This is a genomic window from Pantoea alfalfae, assembly GCF_019880205.1.
GTDB lineage: Bacteria > Pseudomonadota > Gammaproteobacteria > Enterobacterales > Enterobacteriaceae > Pantoea > Pantoea alfalfae.
Map to the genome: position 1 here is coordinate 2,927,536 of NZ_CP082292.1, position 19,940 is coordinate 2,947,475.

Sequence of the window (19,940 nt, forward strand, 5' to 3'; positions counted from 1 at the left end):
GGCGGGTTTTTAGAATTCTGACTGTTAACTTACAGACTGATAACGTTAGCAGCAGATGGGCCTTTAGCACCGTCGGTGATTTCAAACTCTACGCGCTGACCTTCAGCCAGAGTTTTGAAGCCGTTGCTCTGGATTGCAGAGAAATGTACGAATACATCTTTGCTGCCATCTTCAGGAGTAATGAAACCGAATCCTTTAGATTCATTAAACCACTTAACGTTACCTTTGATCTTAGACATCTATATTACCTTTACATGAAAAATGGACACTAAACTGTGTCGCTGTCTAGTACAGCAATTGTGGAGGGATTTGTCCAGCATGATTTGATGAAAAAGTGATAAATATCGACTTTCTGTGCATCCATCACACTTTCCTGCTTTTCAACTTGCGAAACCCGCCTGAACGGGTAACGCGGATGGGGCTGTTCCCACACGCTAACCCGCTGGAAAGGCATATCTTTTTTATTTCATACAGATATGCCATTCACGTTAAAAAGAAAAATCTCATTAAGAGTTGCACCTGCTTTTCCTGACACTTTAGCTGGCAAAACAGCACTATTTTCCACTTTTATCAGGCATGTAAAAAACCTGAAACACGCATGTTTTTTCAGGCGTTACCGGGCACCGCTGTAATTCTGACCTTTTAATGATCACAACAGCGCATTTTTTCCGCACCCCGAAGCCGGTTTTTTCGGGAAAATTTAATTCCGAGCGCTGTTCAGCCCAGTCAGAGCAGGCTATTCGCGGATAAGTCAGACAAAAAACCATAAACATTGAGCAGGATCAATGAACTGCCTTTTAGAGAATAAATTCGCATTTGGCAACAAACAATTAACCTGATAAGCCACTACTTTCCTCACTGCAGGCCGGAATAATATTGCGCTGCAATAGATAAATTTTTCTTAAGATGTCAGGGACGGGCATGGGTGAATGCTCAGTGAAATGGAGGATAAACCTAAGATGGTGATGAAAATACGCTGTACCCAGTGTGGAAGCGCCAGGTTCATATTTACTGATTACAGAGAAGGTGATCGCAACTTTCATGGTGCCTGCTGCGCAAGCTGTAAAAAGCCGCTGGGGTCGCAGGATCTGCTGCCCAATACGCCGATAGATCCCATTACGCACTATCTGCTGGCCAGCCAGAAAACAGCGCGGGCACCTGATTAGGTGCCCGCTGTCGCTGAAGCTTTAAAAAAATATGACATCAGAAAATCAGTTTGAACACCCCTGTCAGGGTCAGCAAGCCCACGACGAATATGATCGCGATAATCCACAGAATAATTTTCATTTCCTTTTCCCCTCACTGATTAAACATTTTTCCTGTAAGCAGTATAGACAGAAAAATATGTCATGCTGCTTCACTCAGGGTTCAACTGCTCATAAGTTCAGCAGATTTCGCTTTTATTTATGTTCTGAGATAACGATCGCAACACCACTTTTTACCGGCCCTCTTTCTTCGTTTTACAGACTACTCCTGGCTAAAATTCAGGCGGTAAGGCATGCCTTAGTAGTGATGAGATTGAAAATGAGTCGCGAGGAGATCTTATGAGCACGATTAATACCAGCATGGGCCGCTACAGCCTCAAGGCAAAAAACAGCGGTAACCACATCAAAGGTTCTTTCGCCATCAACGATGAAGGCGGCACGCAGCTCTCTATGCAGGAGTTTGACGAGCACTATCTTGATGATGTGGTAAACAACGTTATCTATCCGGTCACCGGCGGCAACCGTGAAATTGCGCGTGCGCTGCGGGAACAGATGGTCAAAGCCGGATTTGAACCACCTCATTAAGGGGCCAGATTTACACGGTTACAGACCTGTGGGCCGCGCTTTGCGGCCCTTTTTATCGTCGTGGTTATGGGCTGTGAATAAATGGCCAACGATGCCGTCCGCGATAAACAAGCAAACGGGCTGGAGAGAAGCAAAAGCGGAGTGCCGCTGGCAGGCCTGCCAGCGGCCAGAGGTTAAATCGCCCAGGAGAGCAGCAGGCAACCTACCAGACCACAGACCGAAATAATGGTCTCCAGTGCCGACCAGGAGCGAATGGTTTCGCCAATCGTCAGGTTGAAATACTCTTTGAACAGCCAGAAGCCAGGGTCATTAACGTGTGAGAAGATCACGCTGCCGGACCCCACAGCGATCACCATCAGTTCCGGGCTGGCACCACTTGTGACAATCAACGGTGCCACGATGCCACCAGCGGTAATCGCCGCTACCGTGGCAGACCCCAGGGCAATACGCAGCACGGCAGCAATCGACCAGGCCATAAAGATGGGTGAGAGCTGGGTAGAGTGCATCATGCTGGCGATATATTTATCCACGCCGCTGTCCACCAGCACCTGTTTGAAAGCACCGCCACCGCCAATGATCAGCAGCATCATGGCAATGATTTTAATCGAGTCGGTCAGGGTGTCCATCACCTGTTCCATCGTACGACCGCGATTCAGACCAAAGGTGAAGATCGCAATCAGCACCGCAATCAGCGTTGCCATTACCGGGTCACCAAAGAACTCCGCATAGGGCAGCAGTACGTGCCCTTTAGGCAACAGCATCTCCGCCACGGCACGCAGCGCCATCAGCACCACCGGAACCAGGGCCGTCCAGACGCTAACGCCAAAGCTGGGCATTTCCGCTTCGGTAAAGGTTTTCGGGTTGTAAAGCCCCTGCGGAATCGGTTTGTCGATATTCTTCAGGAAACGGGCATAAACCGGACCTGCCAGAATCACCGTAGGGATACCCAGCAGCGTACCGAACAGCAGCGTTTTACCCATGTCAGCATTAAACAGCGTGGCAATAGCCGTCGGGCCGGGGTGTGGCGGAAGAAAACCGTGCGTCACTGAAAGAGCCGCCGCCATCGGTACCCCGACATAGAGAAGCGGTACACGCGCAGACGCCGCCACGCTGAACACCAGCGGCAGCATCAGGACAAAGCCAACTTCGTAGAACAGCGCGAAGCCGACGATAAAACCGGTCAGCACCAGCGCCCACTGAATATGCTTAGTGCCGAATTTTTCAATCAGAGTGGTGGCAATACGCTGCGCGCCGCCGCAATCGGCCAGCAACTTACCGAGCATGGCACCAAAGCCCATGATCAGCGCGAGGCTGCCAAGCGTGCCACCCACGCCCGCTTTGATTGAGGTAATGACTTTATTAACCGGCATGCCCTGCATCACACCGACCGCCAGCGCCACCAGGATCAGCGCGATAAATCCATTAAGCTTAAAGCGAATCATCAGCAGCAGCAGTAACGCGACGCCGATCGCCACATAGAGTAATGGCATAGGTTTTCTCCACCTTGCACACTGAAGGGTATTCAGTGTCGGTTTATTATCATGATCCCCTGAGGGCTACAAAACAGTGCGCTGTAAGATGCTTACACATCCCGACAAACGCTGTTACCGATAACATGTTAAGGGTAACATCCGCAGGAAAGCACCACCCTGCCGACGGTGAATTTCTGTTTTGCGAAGATGATCAACTTTTTGCCAGCGTGTTATCAGAAAGTTTGCCCATGCTGGCGCCGCGCTTTTCGTTACACTCAGATTTTAGCGAAATGTAAAAAGGATGCGCTGGTGAGTGAGAACCTGAGTGAGCTGTACAGTAATCAACGAACCCTCTTTGGCCGCGGCAGTCTGGATAAACTGGTGCCGCTGCTGGCCGCCCGGCCACAACCTACCCTGCTGTTTTGCGGACAATCTTTCCTCCAGGGGGCGGCCTATGCCCGGATAAAAGCTGAACTCAACGATCACATCCTCGGCTACGAAATTGTCAGCCATGAAGCTTCGCCCGCTGAGATCGATGGCTGGGTTGCCCGCTGGCGTGGTCATGTTGATCGGGTATTAGCGATTGGCGGAGGCAGCGTGCTGGATGCGGCGAAAGCCTTTAGCGCCATGATCCAACACCCGCTGCCCACCGCTCGCTATCTGGAGAAGGTGGGTGATACCGCAGTTCAGCCCATCACGCTGCCGCTGATTGCGGTCCCGACGACTGCCGGGACCGGCAGCGAAGTCACGCAAAATGCGGTAGTAACCGACCAGCAGGATATTCAGATCAAAGCGTCACTGCGTCATCCGGTCTTTGTGCCGGAGGTAGCGATTCTTGACCCGGATTTGCTGAAAGGCGCGCCTGATCACGTGCTGGCGACCTGCGGCATCGATGCTTTTACCCACCTGTTTGAAGCGTATCTCTCCGGCAAAGGCAACTTGTTCACCCGCCAGCTGGCGCTGACCGGTCTGCGTCAGTTTGTTCAGGCGTGGCCTGCACTCAATCGCGAGGATGCGGCGGGTGATGCGGCACGTGAAGCAATGATGATGGCATCGTGGCTGGGGGGCGTCACTCTCAGCAGCGCGGGTCTGGGGGTGATCCACGGTATTGCCGGGGAAGTGGGCGCGATTAAACCGTACCATCACGGTGAAGTGTGCGGACGCCTGCTGTTTCCGTTCCTGGATCTGCTGTCTGACAGCCAGCAACCGCTGCAGCATACGCTGATGGCGGAACTGCACCCGCAGCTCTTCAGCGAATCCACAGATTCACCGGCACAGTTTCTGAAACAGTGGCTGCAGCAGCAGGCTATCACGCCATTCTGGCAGGATGGCCCGTCGCTGAGCCGCACTGAGGTGGAGTGGATTCTGGCGCGTGCCAACAGCAAAAATTCGCTGGTGAATTACAGCCGCGAACAGATGCGGACAATGATTGCGCAGGCCTGGCAAATCACGGCGTGATCCAGGGGCGCGCTGGCCTTTCGACCTGCCAGGCTGGCAGGTCATGCAACAGCTCAGCGCTATCCTGGCGCCTTCATTCTCAGCGGCTCAGGGCGGCAAAAGGCCCCTCGCCTGCCAGCATCTGCTCAATGATCTGCAACACGCCCTGCTCATTATTAGACGGCGCGGCATAACGTGCCGCCTGCTTCACCCGCTGCGGCGCATTGTCCATGGCAAAACTGAAGCCGGACTGTTTCAGCATCTCCAGATCGTTACCGCCATCGCCAAAGGCCAGCACCTGGTCATGCGTGATCCCCCAGCGTTTTGCCAGCAGATCCAGACCGTGCGCTTTGTGATTTCCCGGCACGATCAGATCCACCGAGCCATGACCGCTTGACGTCGCGGCCACGCGTCCCTGGTGCAGTCGCTCAATATCCGCCATCAATGGCTCGATGTAGTCGTCAGAGAGATTCAGCGCGAACTTAAACAGCCGGTCATCCTGCACCTCATCCAGATGATGAATCGGCTTCAGCCGGTGACAGTAATGGCGCATCTTCTTCAGCCAGCTCTCTTCCATGCCGTCGAAGTAATACGCGCTGTTACGACCACACAGCAGGTAACGCAGGCCGGGATAGTTGCCGTTTTGCAGGGTGCCGATTACCGCTTCAACATCGCAGCGTTCAAAGGCACCGCAAAACAGCTCCTCATCACGGTCAATAATCCATGCACCATTTTCCGCCACAAACGCGATATCGCTGGCGATCGCCGGGAAAAAGGATTTGAGCTGGTAATACTGATTGCCGCTGGCCACCACAAATTTGATGTCGCGGGCGGTGAGTTGCTGATAGCAGGCGAGAAAGCGGGATCGGTTGTACTGCTTGTTATCGTCCAGAAACGTGCCATCCATATCTACCGCAACCATCTTAACCGTCGTCATCATGACTCCTTACACAGGAAATTTCAGCGTGGAGTCTCAGGATAGCCGCTGGCGCAGCAAAACGGAAAGAAACAGGGATGGCCGCAGCCATCCCCGGGGGATTAATTCAGAGCGCTGTTCAGCACCAGCGCGGTAATCACTCCGGTTGCAGCAGCAATCAGCACATAGTTGCCGTCGATGTTTGCCCAGTGATAACCACGCGGCGGTTCACGCAGACCGCGTTCATGCCAGTCGGCTACACGGTAACGGTCGCCGCGAAATTCCTGCGGGACAGGATGGCCGCGACGGAAATCGTGGCCCTGCCAGGCGAAATGGTCACGGTCATTGCGGGATTCTCTGCCACGATGGTTATTATCCTCATCATGCCGGTTATTGCCGCGGTCTCGTTTCTGGTCAGGACCGCGATTTTCAGAACGTTTATCACTGTTCTGATGCGGCACAGGCATGCGGTGTCCGTCATCATGATCGTCTGCCAGTGAAACCTGAGAGAAGAGCGTGCTGCAGGTTAAAAGTGAAGCGATAAGCGTGAGTGTTGTTTTTTTCATGATACTGCCTCCGGAAATAACGGCTGTTCAGGCACCGTTGCCCGGCATCATGGCAATAATCCTGGCGGGGGACATCTGTAAAAGTCTTAAAATCCGGTAACTTACACACTATTACGCTTGCTTAGCGCTTTCTTAACACGGGTCATATCCTTACAACTTTCCTGACGCAATTCAGATTTCAACCGCGCAGCCTGAGCATCGCGCCTCAGGCTGACCCGTTAAAACCTGTTCAACGTCAGGGTGCTGAAACGCACCCCGACGCTTTACCCGGTTATGGCGTGCTGAGGATCACTGGCGCATCCGGCAATCCCGTGAATTGTTTTACGATGTGGTGGAAATCGGCCGTCGGATCCAGATCGCGGAACAGTTCCGGATAGAGATCTTTTGCCAGAATTTCCATACCGATGATGTTGTATGGGTGATTATAGAAATGATGATAAACGCCATAGACCCGTTTCTGTTTCACCGGTTCGATCTGCTCCAGGCCGGTGCGACTCTGCAGGCGATTAAAAGTGGCGGTCACGTCGGTCTGACTGGCACCGTAACCAAACGGCAGCACGTTACTGTTCGGACGCTTCGAGCCGGTCATGATGTACACGTCCGGCTTCATGGCAATAATCTTCTCCAGCGACACAAAACCTGAACTGCCGGGCAGCAGCGCTGAGCCAATATTTTTCCCGCCGACCGCTTCCACCAGCGCGCCCCAGCCGTTATGACCATGGGTAAAGCAGCAGTTATCGCTGTTACCGGCAATCGGTTCAATAAATACCGTCGGCTTGTGCGGCACCTGGGCAATCTTTTGCTGAATCATCTGCCAGCGCTGCTGATAAAAATCAGCGTAGGCTTTCGCTTCGGTTTCGCGATTCAGAACGGTACCCAACACTTTCACGCTCTTCAGGGTGTTCTCTTTAGGATGAAGCTCATCATCCAGAAACAGCACCGGAATATGCAGATTTTTCAGGGTCGCGAGCACGCCCGACTGCGCCAGTGCCGGTTTAGCGCGCAGCTGCGCAATCATCAGATCGGGTTGCTTCGCCAGCACGCTCTCCAGATTGACCTGCCCCTGATCGTTAAAGCCCATATCCACAATCGATGCCGCCTGCGGCCAGCGCTGCTTCAGCAGGTCCCAGGTCTGGGTATCCTGCTTTTTCGGCAGGTTGTTCCAGGCGACCACCCGTTGAAACGGGTTCTGTCGATCCAGTAAGGCCAGCGTCATCACGTCGCGTCCATCCTGCAAAATCACATGCTGCGGCTCCTTTTGCAGCGTAATTTTCTGACCATCCATGTCGGTCACCGTGACCGGATAGGTGGTCGCCGCGCAGGCGGTTGACAGTAACAGCGTGGTGGCAGCAACAATCCCGATTTTCATTTTTCTCCTGTCCTTTAAAGGAATAATAATTATTCGCGTTAACTCTACCATGTGAAAAAGTAACAAATGTAAATATTGCTGACGAGATGCGTCTGACGGAGAGGGTTTGCTGTGTGGCGGCAGGCTAAAACAGGGAGGCGATACAGGGAGGCGATACAGGGAGAAAATGACGGGTAGCGGGCCGAACAGCAGACGCCTCTCAATACCGCTGAGAAGCGCCTGTTGAGTGATCGGTTACTTCACCAGCGAATAGAAAATCGCGGAGATAGCAATCAGACCTGTCAGCACCACAAACAGGTTACTGATTTTACCACTGTACCTGCGCATTGCCGGGACTTTCTGAATCGCATACATCGGCATCAGGAACAGGATCATCGCAATCACCGGCCCGCCCAGCGTCTCAATCATGCCGAGAATATTCGGGTCCAGTGTTGCCACCAGCCAGGTGGTGAGCAACATAAAGAGTGACGTCAGGCGATTCAGTCTGGCGGGCGCGATGGTTTTACCGCGACTGCGCAGCGCCTTATTGACCATACCGTTAAACCCTTCACGCGCTCCCAGATAGTGGCCGAGGAACGATTTGGTGATCGCCACAATGGCAATCAGCGGCCCGAGCCAGGCAATCATCGGCACCTGAAAATGGTTCGCCAGATAGGAGAGAATGGTAATGTTTTGCGCCTTGGCGGCGTGCAGATCATCAGGCGACAGGCTCAGCACGCAGCTGAATACAAAGAACATCACCGTTACCACCATCATCAGGTGTGAGCAGGCCAGAATGCGCGAGCATTTTTTCTCAGCGGCGTCGCCATACTCTTCGCGCTTTGCCAGTGCAAAGGAGGAGATGATCGGTGAGTGGTTAAACGAAAAGACCATAACCGGTATCGCCAGCCACAGCGTCATCCACAGGCTGCTGCCCGCAGGCTGAACGTTCAGGGTAGAGAGTGCAGCGCCATGCCAGTGCGGGATCAGATAGCAGGCCATCAGCATCAGCACCGCCACAAAGGGATAGACCAGCACGCTCATCGCTTTAACGATCATCTTCTCGCCGAAGCGCACAATGGTCATCAGGCCGACAATCAGCAGCAGCGACAGCAGCACACGTGGCGGCGGCACCAGACCGAGTTGGTTCACCATCAGGCTCTCAACCGTGTTTGTAATCGCTACGCTGTACATCAGCAGAATCGGGTAGATGGCGAAGAAATAGAGCAGTGTAATCAGCTTGCCCGCGCCGACGCCGAAATGCTCTTCGACCACTTCGGTAATATCACCCGCCGGATTTTTGCCGGAAAGGACAAAGCGTGTCAGGGCGCGGTGCGCGAAGAAGGTCAGCGGAAAGGCCAGCACCGCCATAATGATCAGTGGGATCAGCCCGCCGACACCGGCATTGATGGGCAGGAACAGCACACCGGCTCCAATTGCGGTGCCGTATAAACCCAGCATCCACATCGTGTCGGTTTTACGCCATCCCGTATCGACGTCACTCTCAAGCGCGCCCAGCGTGCCAGTTTGCGTGGTTTTCATCAGATAGTCCGTGTTAAAAGCCGCCAGTAACCTGAGCCGTCAGGCAGATAAACGTATGCCCCGCTCAGCCTCAGCTGCAGACGGATCGGTGAAGCGTAAAAGTGATCCACCCGCGCATAGGTAATCGATTGCGTGCGCCACTTTTTACACTACCTGACGATAAAAGTTCAAGCCGCGAAGATAAACACGCATGGATTGCTGAAAAAACCGTCAGGTTGTGCAAAGTGACTGCGCGGCGATCATGCCATTTTTGCGCCCGTTTTACTGCCCCTGAAAAGGTGATCCCTGTAACGATTAAGCGTAACGGACTACGCTTTAACTGACGCTGTCGCGATTATGCCGACAGGTACACAGGAGAAAAGAATGAAAATTGCCTGTCTGGGATGGGGATCGTTAATCTGGAAACCTGGCGCACTGCCGGTGGCCAGTCAGTGGCATCATGATGGACCTGCCGTACCAATTGAGTTTGTGCGCATCGCTGACGGCGGGGAACTATCAACGGCGATCTGTCTCAACGCCCGCCCGGTGCCGGTGTTCTGGGCCTGGCTGAACACCGCTTCTCTGGAGAGCGCCTGCCGCGCGTTGCGCATTCGGGAAGGGATACCGGACAGCCGCGTTGATGGCGTCGGCATGATGACGGTGACAGAAAGCTCAGCCGGACCGCTGGCAACGTGGGCGCAGGCCAAAGGCATTGAAGGTCTGATCTGGACCGATCTGCCTGCCCGCATGGCGCGTGTCGAAGGCCTGACCCCCACACTGGATGACGCGCGACATTACCTGCAGAATCTTACCGGCGAAACACGTGAGCACGCGTTTCACTACATTGAACAGGTTCCGGCGCAAATCGATACCGCTTACCGGCGCGCACTGGCTGATCTTACCGGCTGGCAACCGGATGCGTTGCCCGTCAACACCGCCACAGCTCAGATGCCGTCCCCCAGCCCGCCGGTCTGAAAGCGCCCCGCCTTCAGCACCGCTCTGCTTACTCTTCAAAGGATTACTACACTTCAGGCAGGTTTCGATTTCAGATTCCCTGAGTCTTCCTCGCAGGTAGCCATACCTTCTGGTCTGGCTGCCCTTTCCTCGTCAGTAGGAGATCAACAGATGAAAGCATTAACGTATCATGGCCCCCATAAAGTCAGCGTGGATAATGTGCCCGACCCGGGTCTGGAAGCGGCCGATGACATTATCCTGCGCGTGACCGCCACCGCCATTTGCGGTTCAGACCTGCACTTATACCGCGGCAAAATTCCCGGCACCGGGCATGGCGATATTTTTGGTCATGAGTTTATGGGCGAAGTGGTTGAGGCGGGCAGCGCAGTGACTGCCGTCGCCAAAGGCGATCGGGTAGTCATTCCGTTTGTGATCGCCTGTGGCGACTGCTTTTTCTGCCTGATGAGCCAGTATGCCGCCTGTGAAAATACAAACAGCGGACGGGGCGCTATTCTGAACCGCAAGAACATCACGCCGCCCGCGGCGCTGTTTGGTTTCAGCAAGCTCTATGGCGGTGTGCCCGGCGGACAGGCGGAGTATGTCAGGGTGCCGAAAGCCAATACCGGCCCGTTTAAAGTGCCGTCGGTACTGTCAGATGAGAAAGTGCTGTTCCTGTCGGACATTCTGCCCACCGCGTGGCAGGCGGTCAAAAATGCCGAAGTTAAACCCGGCTCCAGCCTGGCGATTTTCGGTGCCGGACCGGTTGGCCTGCTCAGTGCCGCCTGCGCCCGGCAGCAGGGCGCCGAGCAGATCTACATGATTGACCACAACAACTACCGCTTAAACTTTGCCCGCGATCGCTACGGCGTCATCCCGATTAACTTCGATGAGATCGATGACCCGGCTGGCTGGATTATCGAGCACAGCACCGGCAATCGCGGTGTGGATGCCGTGATCGATGCCGTCGGGTTCGAGGCGAAAGGGAGCCTGACTGAAACCGTGCTCACCAATCTCAAGCTGGAAGGCAGCAGTGGTAAAGCGTTGCGTCAGTGTATTGCTGCGGTGCGGCGTGGCGGTATCGTCAGCGTACCAGGCGTCTACGCCGGATTCATTCATGGCTTCCTGTTTGGTGATGCCTTCGACAAAGGGCTGACCTTTAAAATGGGACAGACGCATGTGCATGCTTATCTGCCGGATCTGCTGAAGCTGATTGAGCAGGGGCATCTGACGCCGGAAGAGATTGTAACCCATCATCTGCCGCTGGAAGATGCCGCACGCGGCTACGATATTTTTGCCAAACGCGAAGAGGAGTGCCGCAAGGTGATTCTGGTGCCAGGCATGGCAGCGACACAGGCCACAATATAATTTCACAACGGGTCTGTAACGCTCAACCCCTGGCTCCCCGGCTGTTTTACGCCGGGGCTCTCGTCTCAGAACGGCTTGCGTTGCAGGCTGCTTCGCCACTCCCGCCTCTCCAGCAGATGTTCATCCGGCGAGTCCGCCGTATCCACCTGACTCCCCTGTTCCAGCAGTCGCGCACTGCGTGAATGAGGATGACTTTCGCTGATCACCTGTTGTGAAAATGCACCAAATGACAACAGTAAAAACAGTAATGCACTGGCCGCCCTCACTTTCATACGCACACCTCTTTAGTAACGGTGTCGCTATGCTGCCCGAAGGGTTTTCATTTTCTGTCAGTAACAGGCAAAGTTATGTGTTAAGCGGGAACAAGCTGCGACGGGTTTAACCGCGGTTCAGGATAGCCAGTCAGCCCGGCATCATAAGTTTTCCGGAATACCGTCCGTATTCTTTGAGGAGAATGTTGTTGAACATCAATCAGTTTGATCAGCCGGTCGGTGAGGCCCTGCCCGACTGGCAACCGGTCACAAGGCCCCCCTGTATGCCACTCACGGGTCAGTACTGCCTTCTCCTGCCGCTGAGCATCGATCATGCAGAACCGCTATTGCAGGCATTTATGCTGGCACCGGATGATCGCGACTGGACCTGGCTGAGCGCGAAGCGGCCCGCCTCCCTGCCGCAGATGCAGCAATGGATTGCAGATAAAGTGGCGGATAAGGCCCTGGTGCCCTTCACGGTCTGCTCGCCAAATCAGCAGCCCTGTGGGGTGGTCTGCTTCGCCAGCATTGAGCCGGGACATGGCACGCTTGAAATCGGTCACGTCACCTGGTCGCCGCTGATGCAGCGCAGTGTCATCGGCAGCGAGGCGATTTATCTGCTGCTGCAACAGGCTTTCTCGCGCGGCTATCGGCGGGTAGCATGGCGCTGTGATTCGACCAACATCGCATCACGACGCGCAGCAGAACGGCTGGGGTTCCGCTTTGAGGGCCGTTTTCGTCAGGTGATAACGCGTAAACAGCGTAATCGCGATACCGACTGGCTATCAATTATTGACCGTGAATGGCCGGATGTTCAGCGCGCCCTGTGTGCCTGGCTGAGTGCGGATAATTTCGCTGCCGGGGGACAGCAAAAGCGCCCGCTCAGCGCCTGCTTCGCCGACGTTAACCCGGCGGATGCAAACGCGACAAGTTCTGAGCGCGGAGCGGATACGGGCGATTAATGCAGCCGACGCACGGTCAGTGCTGCAGACCAGCGCTGTCGCTGACAGCGCGGGCAGACTGCCTGCTGCTCAGCCTTAATGATCTGCGTCTGGCCGCAATGGGTGCAGGCATAGAGCGTGCTGATCGGTACAGTGCTGTAATCCTGCCGGTGCTCTGGGGGCAGTACGCTTAACCCGGCGCGCATCTCATCGTCATCGTAGAAATAGAGGCTGAGCTGACCATCGACCTCCACCAGCGCCAGCCTGATCTGCCCCAGATGTTCCACACCGCTCTGCCGCAACTCCATAAAGAACTCATCTTCAGAAATATTCAGCCGATCCAGGCTCTCCAGCACATACAATCCGTCTTTAATCAGGGTAATGACGTCGCCCTGAATCAGCCGCGAAAAGCGTGGGCTGTGTGACGTCAGCCAGGTGGTGAAGCGGTAGAGCGTCAGCAGGACCACAAACACCATAATGACCGGCAGCACCGGCACATCATCATAAAAAGTGACGTCACCGGACGCGGAACCCAGCGTCAGGATCACCACCAGTTCGAACAGCGACAGCTGACGCACGCCGCGTCGTCCTGAGACTTTCAGAAACGTAAAAACCACCAGATAAGCGATCAGGACCCGCGCCACCACCTCAAACAAAAAGGTGGCCGGTTGGTCGTTAAGTAAGAAACGGTGCCAGTCGAATGAGAACATAGTCGGTTAAACATCCTGTTTTAAGCGGCGCGCCGCTTAACCAGCCGCCCGTTAATAGCCCGCAGATTCAGGCCAGCAATAAGTAAATCTTGTCGCCAGTCCGTTAAAAGGCAAGCGAAGCAGTAACGCTAAAACAGGTAAGTCTGTCTGCTCTGCATGTTGAGGAAAAGGTTAACAAAGCTGAAAATAGTGTTGACTCTCTTCACGCCTCGCTTATCAATCCGACAGCATAAACAAAAGTTAAAAATTCCTGTTTCTGAATGGATGACTTTTGCCGCTGCGCTTTTTTCTTTTCACTTCAATAAGTTGCGAATAACCCCTCCCTGCCTATACTTTCCAGTAAGGCTTCCGCAAAATTCGTTAACATTCAGAGAAGCCACTCTTTTTCCTGCCGATAGCGCCGCACGTTTAGTTCTGCTATCTCACGCATCCAAACCGTCACAGGCTCTGTTGCCTGCAATTTAGCGTCTGTGACTTATGGCAAGGATCGCCAGTCTGCTTTGCATACCTGTAACGCCCTGACCCGTTTCGCGACGGCTCGTCAGCGGGAAGCGTGTTGCTTTTTTTTCGGGAGATGCCATGACGCCCTTTTCCAGTTTCTGGCAGGCCGGCTACGAAGGTGCTGATCATATTAATCCGGCTGGTGTTGCGCTGTCGATGAACGATCTGAACCAGCATCAGGCGCGCGCGGCAGAGGATTATGCCGCGCTGGGGCCCTTTGCCATTCGCACGGTGCGCGAAAGCGTCGGCTGGCGGCTATGTGAACGCGACGGCCGCTATGATTTCTCCACGGTCGCTGCACGGATTCAGGCAGCAGAGCAGCAGGGTATTCAGCTGAGCTGGACAATCTGCCACTACGGCTGGCCCGCGGGTGTCAGCCTGTTTGATCACGACTTTGTCCCCCGTTTCGCTGCCTTCTGTGGCGCACTGGCCCGCTTCCTGGCGCCCTGGTATCAGCAGGCACCGATCTACTCCCCGATGAATGAGATCTCCTTTGTCAGCTGGGGCATCTCGGTCGGGCTGTTCGCCTGTGAGGCGATCCCGGAGCCGGCCCGGGCCGATGCCGTCAAGCAGCAACTGGTGCGCGCTACCCTGGCTGGCTGTGATGCGATCTGGCAGGCCGATCCGCGCGCCCGTGTGCTGCACTGCGATCCGCTGATCCATATCGCGCCCGATCCCGCCGATTCCGACAGCGACCGTCTGGCGCGTGAGATGTGTGATACCCAGTATCAGGCATGGGACATGCTCTGTGGCCGCCGTAACCCGGAACTGGGCGGCGCACCCCGCTATCTCGATCTGATTGGCGTGAATTACTACCACGACAACCAGTGGGAACAGGGTTCAAACCGGCGACTTTACTGGCATCTGGGCGACCGCCGACGCCAGCCGCTGCATCAGCTACTGCTGCAGGTCTGGCAGCGCTATCAGCGGCCGCTGCTGCTGGCGGAAACCAGCCATGTCGGCAGCGGACGCGGCGCCTGGATCCGTGAGATCGCCACACAGGTTGCACAGGCGCAGCTGGCGGGCGCGGACCTGCTCGGCATCTGCCTCTATCCGATTCTTGATCGTCCCTTGTGGGAAGAGACCACCTTCTGGACCCGCAGCGGCCTGTGGGATCTTGACCTACTCGGCACCGATCCTTACGCCCGCCAGTTACAGCAGCCCTATGCTGACGCCTTGCGCCAGGCGCAGCGCTTTTTGCAGCACATCCAGTTCCCCTTACATCCCAGCCAGGAGCACACCATGAAACCACCTGTTCTTATCGTTTTCAGCCATTTACGCTGGGGTTTTGTTTTTCAGCGTCCGCAGCAGCTACTGACACGACTGGCACAGCACTATCGCGTGCTGTTTGTCGAGGAGCCGGTCTGGCAGGCGGGGCCACCAGGTCTGCATCAGAGTACGCCTGCCGCCAACATCACGGTGATTCAGCCGCACACCGACAGCGACGCGCCCGGCTTTCACGACAGCCAGATCGCCCCACTGCTGCTGCTGCTGACGCCGCTGCTGGAGGAGGACGAACAGCCTCTGATTTGGTTCTATACGCCAATGGCACTGCCGCTGCTGACGCCGTTTGATCCGGCACTGGTGATTTACGACTGTATGGATGAGCTTTCAGCCTTCCAGAATGCGCCACGCCAGCTGCAGCAGCGCGAATCTGCGCTGATGACCCGCGCCGATCTGGTCTTTACCGGCGGCTCCAGCCTCTATGAAGCGAAGCGTGACAAACACGCTCAGGTTTACTGCTTCCCCAGCAGTGTTGATGCCATTCATTTTGAACAGGCGCGCGATCGCACGAATCGTCATCCGTTACAGGATGCCATTCCGTCGCAGCGTCTGGGTTATTACGGCGTGCTGGATGAGCGTATCGACCTGCCGCTGATAGCCGCGCTGGCAGACAGCCATCCCGAATGGCAGATCATTATGGTCGGACCGGTGGTGAAAATTGATCCTGCCAGCCTGCCGCAGCGCGACAATATTCACTGGCTCGGTCAGCAGCCCTATCAGGCTCTGCCACAGTTTCTGGCGGGCTGGGATGTCTGTCTGATGCCATTTGCCATTAATGCTTCGACCCGCTACATCTCCCCGACCAAGGTGCTGGAGTATATGGCGGCGCAGCTGCCGATTGTCAGTACTGCCATTGTCGATGTGGCGCGCCACTACGCTGAGGAAGTGGCGGTAGCAGAGACGCACGCGGAATTTATTGCCGCCTGTGAACAGGCAATGGCGATCGGTGCCGCAGAACGGCTGGCGCTGGCGGGACGGATGCAGGCCAAAGTGGATGTTACTTCCTGGGATCGCACCGCAGAGCAGATACATGGCCTGATCCAGCAGGCGCTGACGCAGCGTCAGCCCGCACTGAAGTCTGCCAGTCAGGCCCGCGCGCAGGCTGATGTCATGCCACTCACACCAGCGATGCTGGAGAGCGATGCGGTGCCCTGCCTGATTATTGGCGCCGGACCGACGGGTCTGAGCGCCGGGTATCACTATGGCGAAGGCGCGGTGCTGCTGGAGAAAAATAGCACGCCCGGCGGCTGGTGCCGATCGATTGACGATCAGGGGTTCACCTTCGACTATGCCGGTCACATCATGTTCTCGCAGGATCCCTACGTGTTGCAGCTCTATGAGCTGCTGCTGGGCGACAATCTGCACTGGCAGGCGCGCGAAGCCTGGGTTTACAGCGACGGTGTTTATACCCGTTATCCCTTCCAGTCAGCGCTGCACGGCTTGCCGGTCGGGGTGGTAAAAGAGTGCGTGCTGGGCGCTATCGAAGCGCGTTACGGCGAAACCGCGGCGGCTGCCGTGCCACTGGATCGGGCGCGGGCGCGGCGGGATTGCTGTGCAGATGGCGCGATCCCCGATGAGGGTAGCAGTCTCGCTGCCGTGGAGGGCAAAGAGGATTTCCAGCATTTCATTATGCGCACCTGGGGTAAAGGCATCGCGCGTCACTTCGCCCTGCCCTATAACCAGAAACTGTGGAAAGTGCCGCTGACCGACATGGAAACGTCGTGGCTGGGCGGACGCGTGCCGCTGCCCGATCTGTCACAGATCATTGATGGTGCGCTGCAACCGCTGGCGAAACCGGTCGGCCCAAATGCCCGTTTCGGCTATCCGCTGCGCGGTGGCTTCCAGGCACTGATGTCGGGCTTTTTACCGCACCTGAAATGTACGCTGGAAACGGACACCACCCTGACCCGCATTTACCCGCAGGCGCATGTCGCCCTGCTGGCGGATGGTCGCCACTACCGGTATGAGCAGTTGATCAGCACCATGCCGCTGCCGGAGCTGATTAAGCTGATGGGTGATGAAGTGCCGGAGAGCGTCCGGCTGGCGGCGCAGCAGCTGCAGTTTGTGTCGGTGCGCTGTGTGAATCTGGGCATTGGCCGGGCTGACCTGACTGAAAAACACTGGATTTACTATCCTGGCGATACGCTGTTTCATCGCATTTTTGTGCAGGGTAATGCCAGTCCGCACTGCAATCCGCCGGGCGGCTTCGGCTTAACCTGTGAAATCACTTACAACGCGGCTAATCCGCTGCCGCTTCAGGGCGATGCGCTGATTGAGCGCTGCCGTCAGGATTGCATCCGGGTCGGCATGATCACCGCGGACGATCCGCTGCTCTGCGCATCTGAGGTTGATATGCCTTACGCCTACGTGGTCTATGACCATGCGCGCAGCGATAACGTGGCGCTGATCCGCCAGTGGCTGCTGACCCAGGATATCCATCTGTCGGGTCGTTACAGCGAGTGGGAATATTACAACTCGGATCACGCCTTCCTGGCCGGTAAACGCGCGGCCGAAAATGTCCAGTTGCAACATGTCAGCGCAGGGACGCTTGGCTGATCTGACGCCGACCGTTATGAAAGACGCTGGCTGCACTTTGCGGCTTTCAGCGACTGCAACGCAGTGACCCGCTTTTCCACTTTCCGGGTGGCATTGTATTTTGCAATGCCATTGCCCAGTCCGAAATCCCCGACAAAGCCCAGCACGGTCAGAGCATTAAACTGGCCGGTCTGCTCAATATCACTCTGCACGCTGTACGCTTTACTCAGCTCCTGATCCAGGACGTTGCAGTTCAGCGTCGCTGTCTCTTGCGGCGTCACCGCAGCCGCTTGTGGATAGTGTTTGGTTGCGCAGCCGGTTAACACCAGCACCAGTAGTCCCATTAAGACTTTCTGTTTACACATTTTTCATTGCCTGTTTTTTGCCCGATTAACAGGGTTATCGGCAACATACACAGAGATCATGAGTCTCTGAGCTACCAATAATGGTCGAAACCGCTACGCTAATGTAGGATTCAGCGCGCTGCAGTCAGAGGCAGCCCGCTACCGACCGGAAGTCACGCAGCGAACGCACATTGCCCGTTCATCACTTCTGCCAGACCTTTCAGAGAGTTAGCCAGCATGATGCTGCCATCAGCAGTATTTAACGAGCAAAGCCTGAGCGTTAATTTGTGACAAGGCAGCCGCGCAAGCGAAGCCGGACACAGCAAATTTGCGCGTCGGGTTTATCAGAGTTTGTTCCAGATGAGGTTTCTCCATGCGTTTTAAAGGATTGAACATCGGGTTTTTCATTTTAATTCTGGCTATCGCCACCGTCGCGTTTTTCGAGGTGCTTTCGCCCTATTTCTCGCCAATTTTATGGGCGGCGATTCTGGCGGTGATTTTCCATCCGCTGAAAACCTGGTTGCGCAACCGACTGGGTGACCGCAACGGCGTGGCCGCGTTAATTACCCTGTTCTGCATCTGCCTGATTGTTTTCACGCCACTGGCGATTATTGCCTCCTCGCTGGTGGTTGAAACCAACGCGGTCTATCACAAGCTGCAGACCAATTCGTCGCAGTTCCCGTCCGTGTTCGCCGATCTGCTGCAGCATCTGCCGCGCTGGGCAAGGCATTTCCTGGCTGAAAATAATCTGGATAACGCCGCACAGATTCAGCAGAAGCTCTCCTCGTTTGCGCTTAAGGGCGGTCAGTATGTGGCGGGCAGTGCCTTTATCATCGGTAAAGGGACGTTCAGCTTCACCGTCGGCTTTGGCATCATGCTCTATCTGCTGTTCTTCCTGCTGAAAGATGGCTCCTATCTGGTGCATCTGATTCTGGAAGCGCTGCCGCTTTCCACCTACGTGAAGCACCACCTGATGGTAAAGTTTGCTGCCGTGGCGCGCGCGACGGTGAAAGGCACTGTGGTGGTCGGTATCGTGCAGGGTATTCTCGGCGGGCTGGCGTTCTGGTTTACCGGCATCGATGGCAGCCTGCTGTGGGGCGCGCTGATGGCGTTCCTCTCCCTGATTCCGGCGGTCGGTTCCGCTATCATCTGGGTGCCTGCGGCAATCTTCTTCTTCGCCACCGGCGCACTGTGGAAAGGGCTGTTCCTGGTTGGTTTCTTCGTGGTGATTGTCGGTCTGGTGGATAACATCCTTCGTCCGTTGCTGGTCGGTAAAGACACTAAAATGCCTGACTATATGATCCTGATCGCCACGCTGGGCGGCATGGAAATATACGGCATTAACGGTTTCGTGATCGGTCCGGTCATTGCTGCTCTGTTTATCGCCTGCTGGAATCTGCTCTCCGGCCGCGACAACCGCGAAAATATTGAAGTCATTGACGAAGAAGTGATCGAAGAAGGCAAGAAACAGTCAGAGACAGCGGCAGAAGCCGCAGCGGAAGCCGCTTCTGCTGCAGCCGATGCGGCCGCTGAAGCGGAAATCAAAGTGTCAGCGTTAGCCGCGGTGGAAAGAGAAGCCGCAAAAAGAAAGGCAGCGGACAACAAAGCGTAACCTGGATCAGCCATAAAAAAACCCACCTTCCGGTGGGTTCTTTTTTAACCTGAAAACCAGCGTCTTAGTTGGTCGCTTTGTTTTTCAGATCTTCAGCACCCTGCTTGGTTTTATCCCAGCCTTTTTCAGTGCCTTCTTTGGTTTTGTGCCAGCCTTGCTGAGCACCTTCGGTGATCTTGCTACCGGTAGTGTGGCTTTTGCCTTCAGCGGCATGCTCAGACTTCAGCTTCAGCTCTTTGCCTTCGTTCTGGGTCTGATGCAGTTTTTCTTTCGCAGTATCAGCGCCTTTATGCGCTTCCGCAACGGTGTTATCTGTGGTGGTAGCAGCAAATACTGGCGAGGCCAGCAAAATAGCAGACAGTGCAATAATTGATTTCTTCATAATTCCCTCTG

Annotated in this window: 19 protein-coding genes; 7 read left to right on the forward strand and 12 right to left on the reverse strand. The window is 55.3% G+C overall.

Going from position 1 to position 19,940, the window contains the following annotated elements; all coding sequences use genetic code 11:
* Positions 1–29: 29 nt before the first annotated feature.
* From cspE to K6R05_RS22475, 3 genes are all read right to left on the reverse strand, one after another.
* Positions 30–239: a transcription antiterminator/RNA stability regulator CspE gene (gene cspE, locus K6R05_RS13790; protein WP_006118399.1), complete on the reverse strand. Its 210-nt coding sequence runs from the start codon at positions 237–239 to the stop codon at positions 30–32.
* Positions 240–830: 591 nt separating this feature from the next.
* Entirely contained in the window at positions 831–1,043 is a 213-nt protein-coding gene (locus tag K6R05_RS13795) for a hypothetical protein (RefSeq protein WP_161732065.1), read from the reverse strand.
* A 160-nt stretch (positions 1,044–1,203) separates the two neighbouring features.
* Complete coding sequence (locus tag K6R05_RS22475) at positions 1,204–1,287, reverse strand: small membrane protein YohP (protein ID WP_441339522.1); 84 nt, start codon at positions 1,285–1,287, stop codon at positions 1,204–1,206.
* A 257-nt stretch (positions 1,288–1,544) separates the two neighbouring features.
* Here K6R05_RS22475 and K6R05_RS13800 point away from each other — a divergent pair, with 257 nt between their 5' ends.
* Positions 1,545–1,790, forward strand: a complete 246-nt coding sequence (locus tag K6R05_RS13800) for a hypothetical protein (RefSeq protein ID WP_013357084.1) — start codon at positions 1,545–1,547, stop codon at positions 1,788–1,790.
* A 173-nt stretch (positions 1,791–1,963) separates the two neighbouring features.
* Here the strand turns inward: K6R05_RS13800 and gntT are convergent, their stop codons facing one another.
* Positions 1,964–3,280, reverse strand: coding sequence for a gluconate transporter (gene gntT, locus K6R05_RS13805; protein WP_013357083.1), 1,317 nt, complete (start codon positions 3,278–3,280; stop codon positions 1,964–1,966).
* Positions 3,281–3,571: 291 nt separating this feature from the next.
* On the opposite strand from gntT, the gene K6R05_RS13810 reads away from it, so the two are divergent.
* Positions 3,572–4,720 (forward strand): iron-containing alcohol dehydrogenase, encoded by a 1,149-nt coding sequence (locus K6R05_RS13810; protein WP_161732063.1) that lies wholly within the window; start codon positions 3,572–3,574, stop codon positions 4,718–4,720.
* A gap of 79 nt (positions 4,721–4,799) precedes the next feature.
* On the opposite strand, the gene K6R05_RS13815 is transcribed toward K6R05_RS13810, so the two are convergent.
* The 4 genes from K6R05_RS13815 to K6R05_RS13830 all read right to left on the reverse strand — a co-directional run bounded on the left by K6R05_RS13815 (position 4,800) and on the right by K6R05_RS13830 (position 9,071).
* The gene (locus tag K6R05_RS13815) at positions 4,800–5,636 is read right to left on the reverse strand and encodes a Cof-type HAD-IIB family hydrolase (protein WP_161732161.1); all 837 of its coding nucleotides are present in this window, start codon (positions 5,634–5,636) and stop codon (positions 4,800–4,802) included.
* A gap of 101 nt (positions 5,637–5,737) precedes the next feature.
* Positions 5,738–6,181, reverse strand: coding sequence for an RcnB family protein (locus K6R05_RS13820; RefSeq protein ID WP_161732061.1), 444 nt, complete (start codon positions 6,179–6,181; stop codon positions 5,738–5,740).
* Between the two features lie 271 nt (positions 6,182–6,452).
* Complete coding sequence (locus K6R05_RS13825) at positions 6,453–7,550, reverse strand: ABC transporter substrate-binding protein (RefSeq protein WP_161732059.1); 1,098 nt, start codon at positions 7,548–7,550, stop codon at positions 6,453–6,455.
* A 234-nt stretch (positions 7,551–7,784) separates the two neighbouring features.
* Positions 7,785–9,071: an HAAAP family serine/threonine permease gene (locus K6R05_RS13830; protein WP_161732057.1), complete on the reverse strand. Its 1,287-nt coding sequence runs from the start codon at positions 9,069–9,071 to the stop codon at positions 7,785–7,787.
* A 363-nt stretch (positions 9,072–9,434) separates the two neighbouring features.
* On the opposite strand from K6R05_RS13830, the gene K6R05_RS13835 reads away from it, so the two are divergent.
* A complete protein-coding gene (locus K6R05_RS13835) occupies positions 9,435–10,025 on the forward strand; it encodes a hypothetical protein (RefSeq protein ID WP_161732055.1) in 591 nt (196 codons plus the stop codon).
* A gap of 150 nt (positions 10,026–10,175) precedes the next feature.
* Positions 10,176–11,369, forward strand: a complete 1,194-nt coding sequence (locus tag K6R05_RS13840; protein WP_161732053.1) for a zinc-dependent alcohol dehydrogenase — start codon at positions 10,176–10,178, stop codon at positions 11,367–11,369.
* 65 nt (positions 11,370–11,434) lie between these two features.
* On the opposite strand, the gene K6R05_RS13845 is transcribed toward K6R05_RS13840, so the two are convergent.
* Positions 11,435–11,641, reverse strand: a complete 207-nt coding sequence (locus K6R05_RS13845; RefSeq protein WP_161732051.1) for a hypothetical protein — start codon at positions 11,639–11,641, stop codon at positions 11,435–11,437.
* A gap of 188 nt (positions 11,642–11,829) precedes the next feature.
* Here K6R05_RS13845 and K6R05_RS13850 point away from each other — a divergent pair, with 188 nt between their 5' ends.
* A complete protein-coding gene (locus tag K6R05_RS13850) occupies positions 11,830–12,582 on the forward strand; it encodes a GNAT family N-acetyltransferase (protein ID WP_161732049.1) in 753 nt (250 codons plus the stop codon).
* Here the strand turns inward: K6R05_RS13850 and K6R05_RS13855 are convergent.
* Positions 12,579–13,271, reverse strand: a complete 693-nt coding sequence (locus K6R05_RS13855; RefSeq protein WP_161732047.1) for a DUF421 domain-containing protein — start codon at positions 13,269–13,271, stop codon at positions 12,579–12,581. The genes K6R05_RS13850 and K6R05_RS13855 overlap by 4 nt on opposite strands.
* Before the next feature lie 579 nt (positions 13,272–13,850).
* On the opposite strand from K6R05_RS13855, the gene K6R05_RS13860 reads away from it, so the two are divergent.
* The gene (locus tag K6R05_RS13860; protein ID WP_222924374.1) at positions 13,851–17,612 is read left to right on the forward strand and encodes an NAD(P)-binding protein; all 3,762 of its coding nucleotides are present in this window, start codon (positions 13,851–13,853) and stop codon (positions 17,610–17,612) included.
* Between the two features lie 14 nt (positions 17,613–17,626).
* Here the strand turns inward: K6R05_RS13860 and K6R05_RS13865 are convergent, their stop codons facing one another.
* A complete protein-coding gene (locus K6R05_RS13865; protein ID WP_222924375.1) occupies positions 17,627–17,956 on the reverse strand; it encodes a hypothetical protein in 330 nt (109 codons plus the stop codon).
* A gap of 352 nt (positions 17,957–18,308) precedes the next feature.
* Between K6R05_RS13865 and K6R05_RS13870 the strand changes: the two genes are divergently transcribed.
* Positions 18,309–19,547, forward strand: coding sequence for an AI-2E family transporter (locus tag K6R05_RS13870; RefSeq protein ID WP_222924376.1), 1,239 nt, complete (start codon positions 18,309–18,311; stop codon positions 19,545–19,547).
* 64 nt (positions 19,548–19,611) lie between these two features.
* Here K6R05_RS13870 and K6R05_RS13875 read toward each other — a convergent pair whose 3' ends face one another.
* Entirely contained in the window at positions 19,612–19,929 is a 318-nt protein-coding gene (locus K6R05_RS13875; protein WP_161732039.1) for a KPN_00521 family repetitive protein, read from the reverse strand.
* Positions 19,930–19,940: the final 11 nt, after the last annotated feature.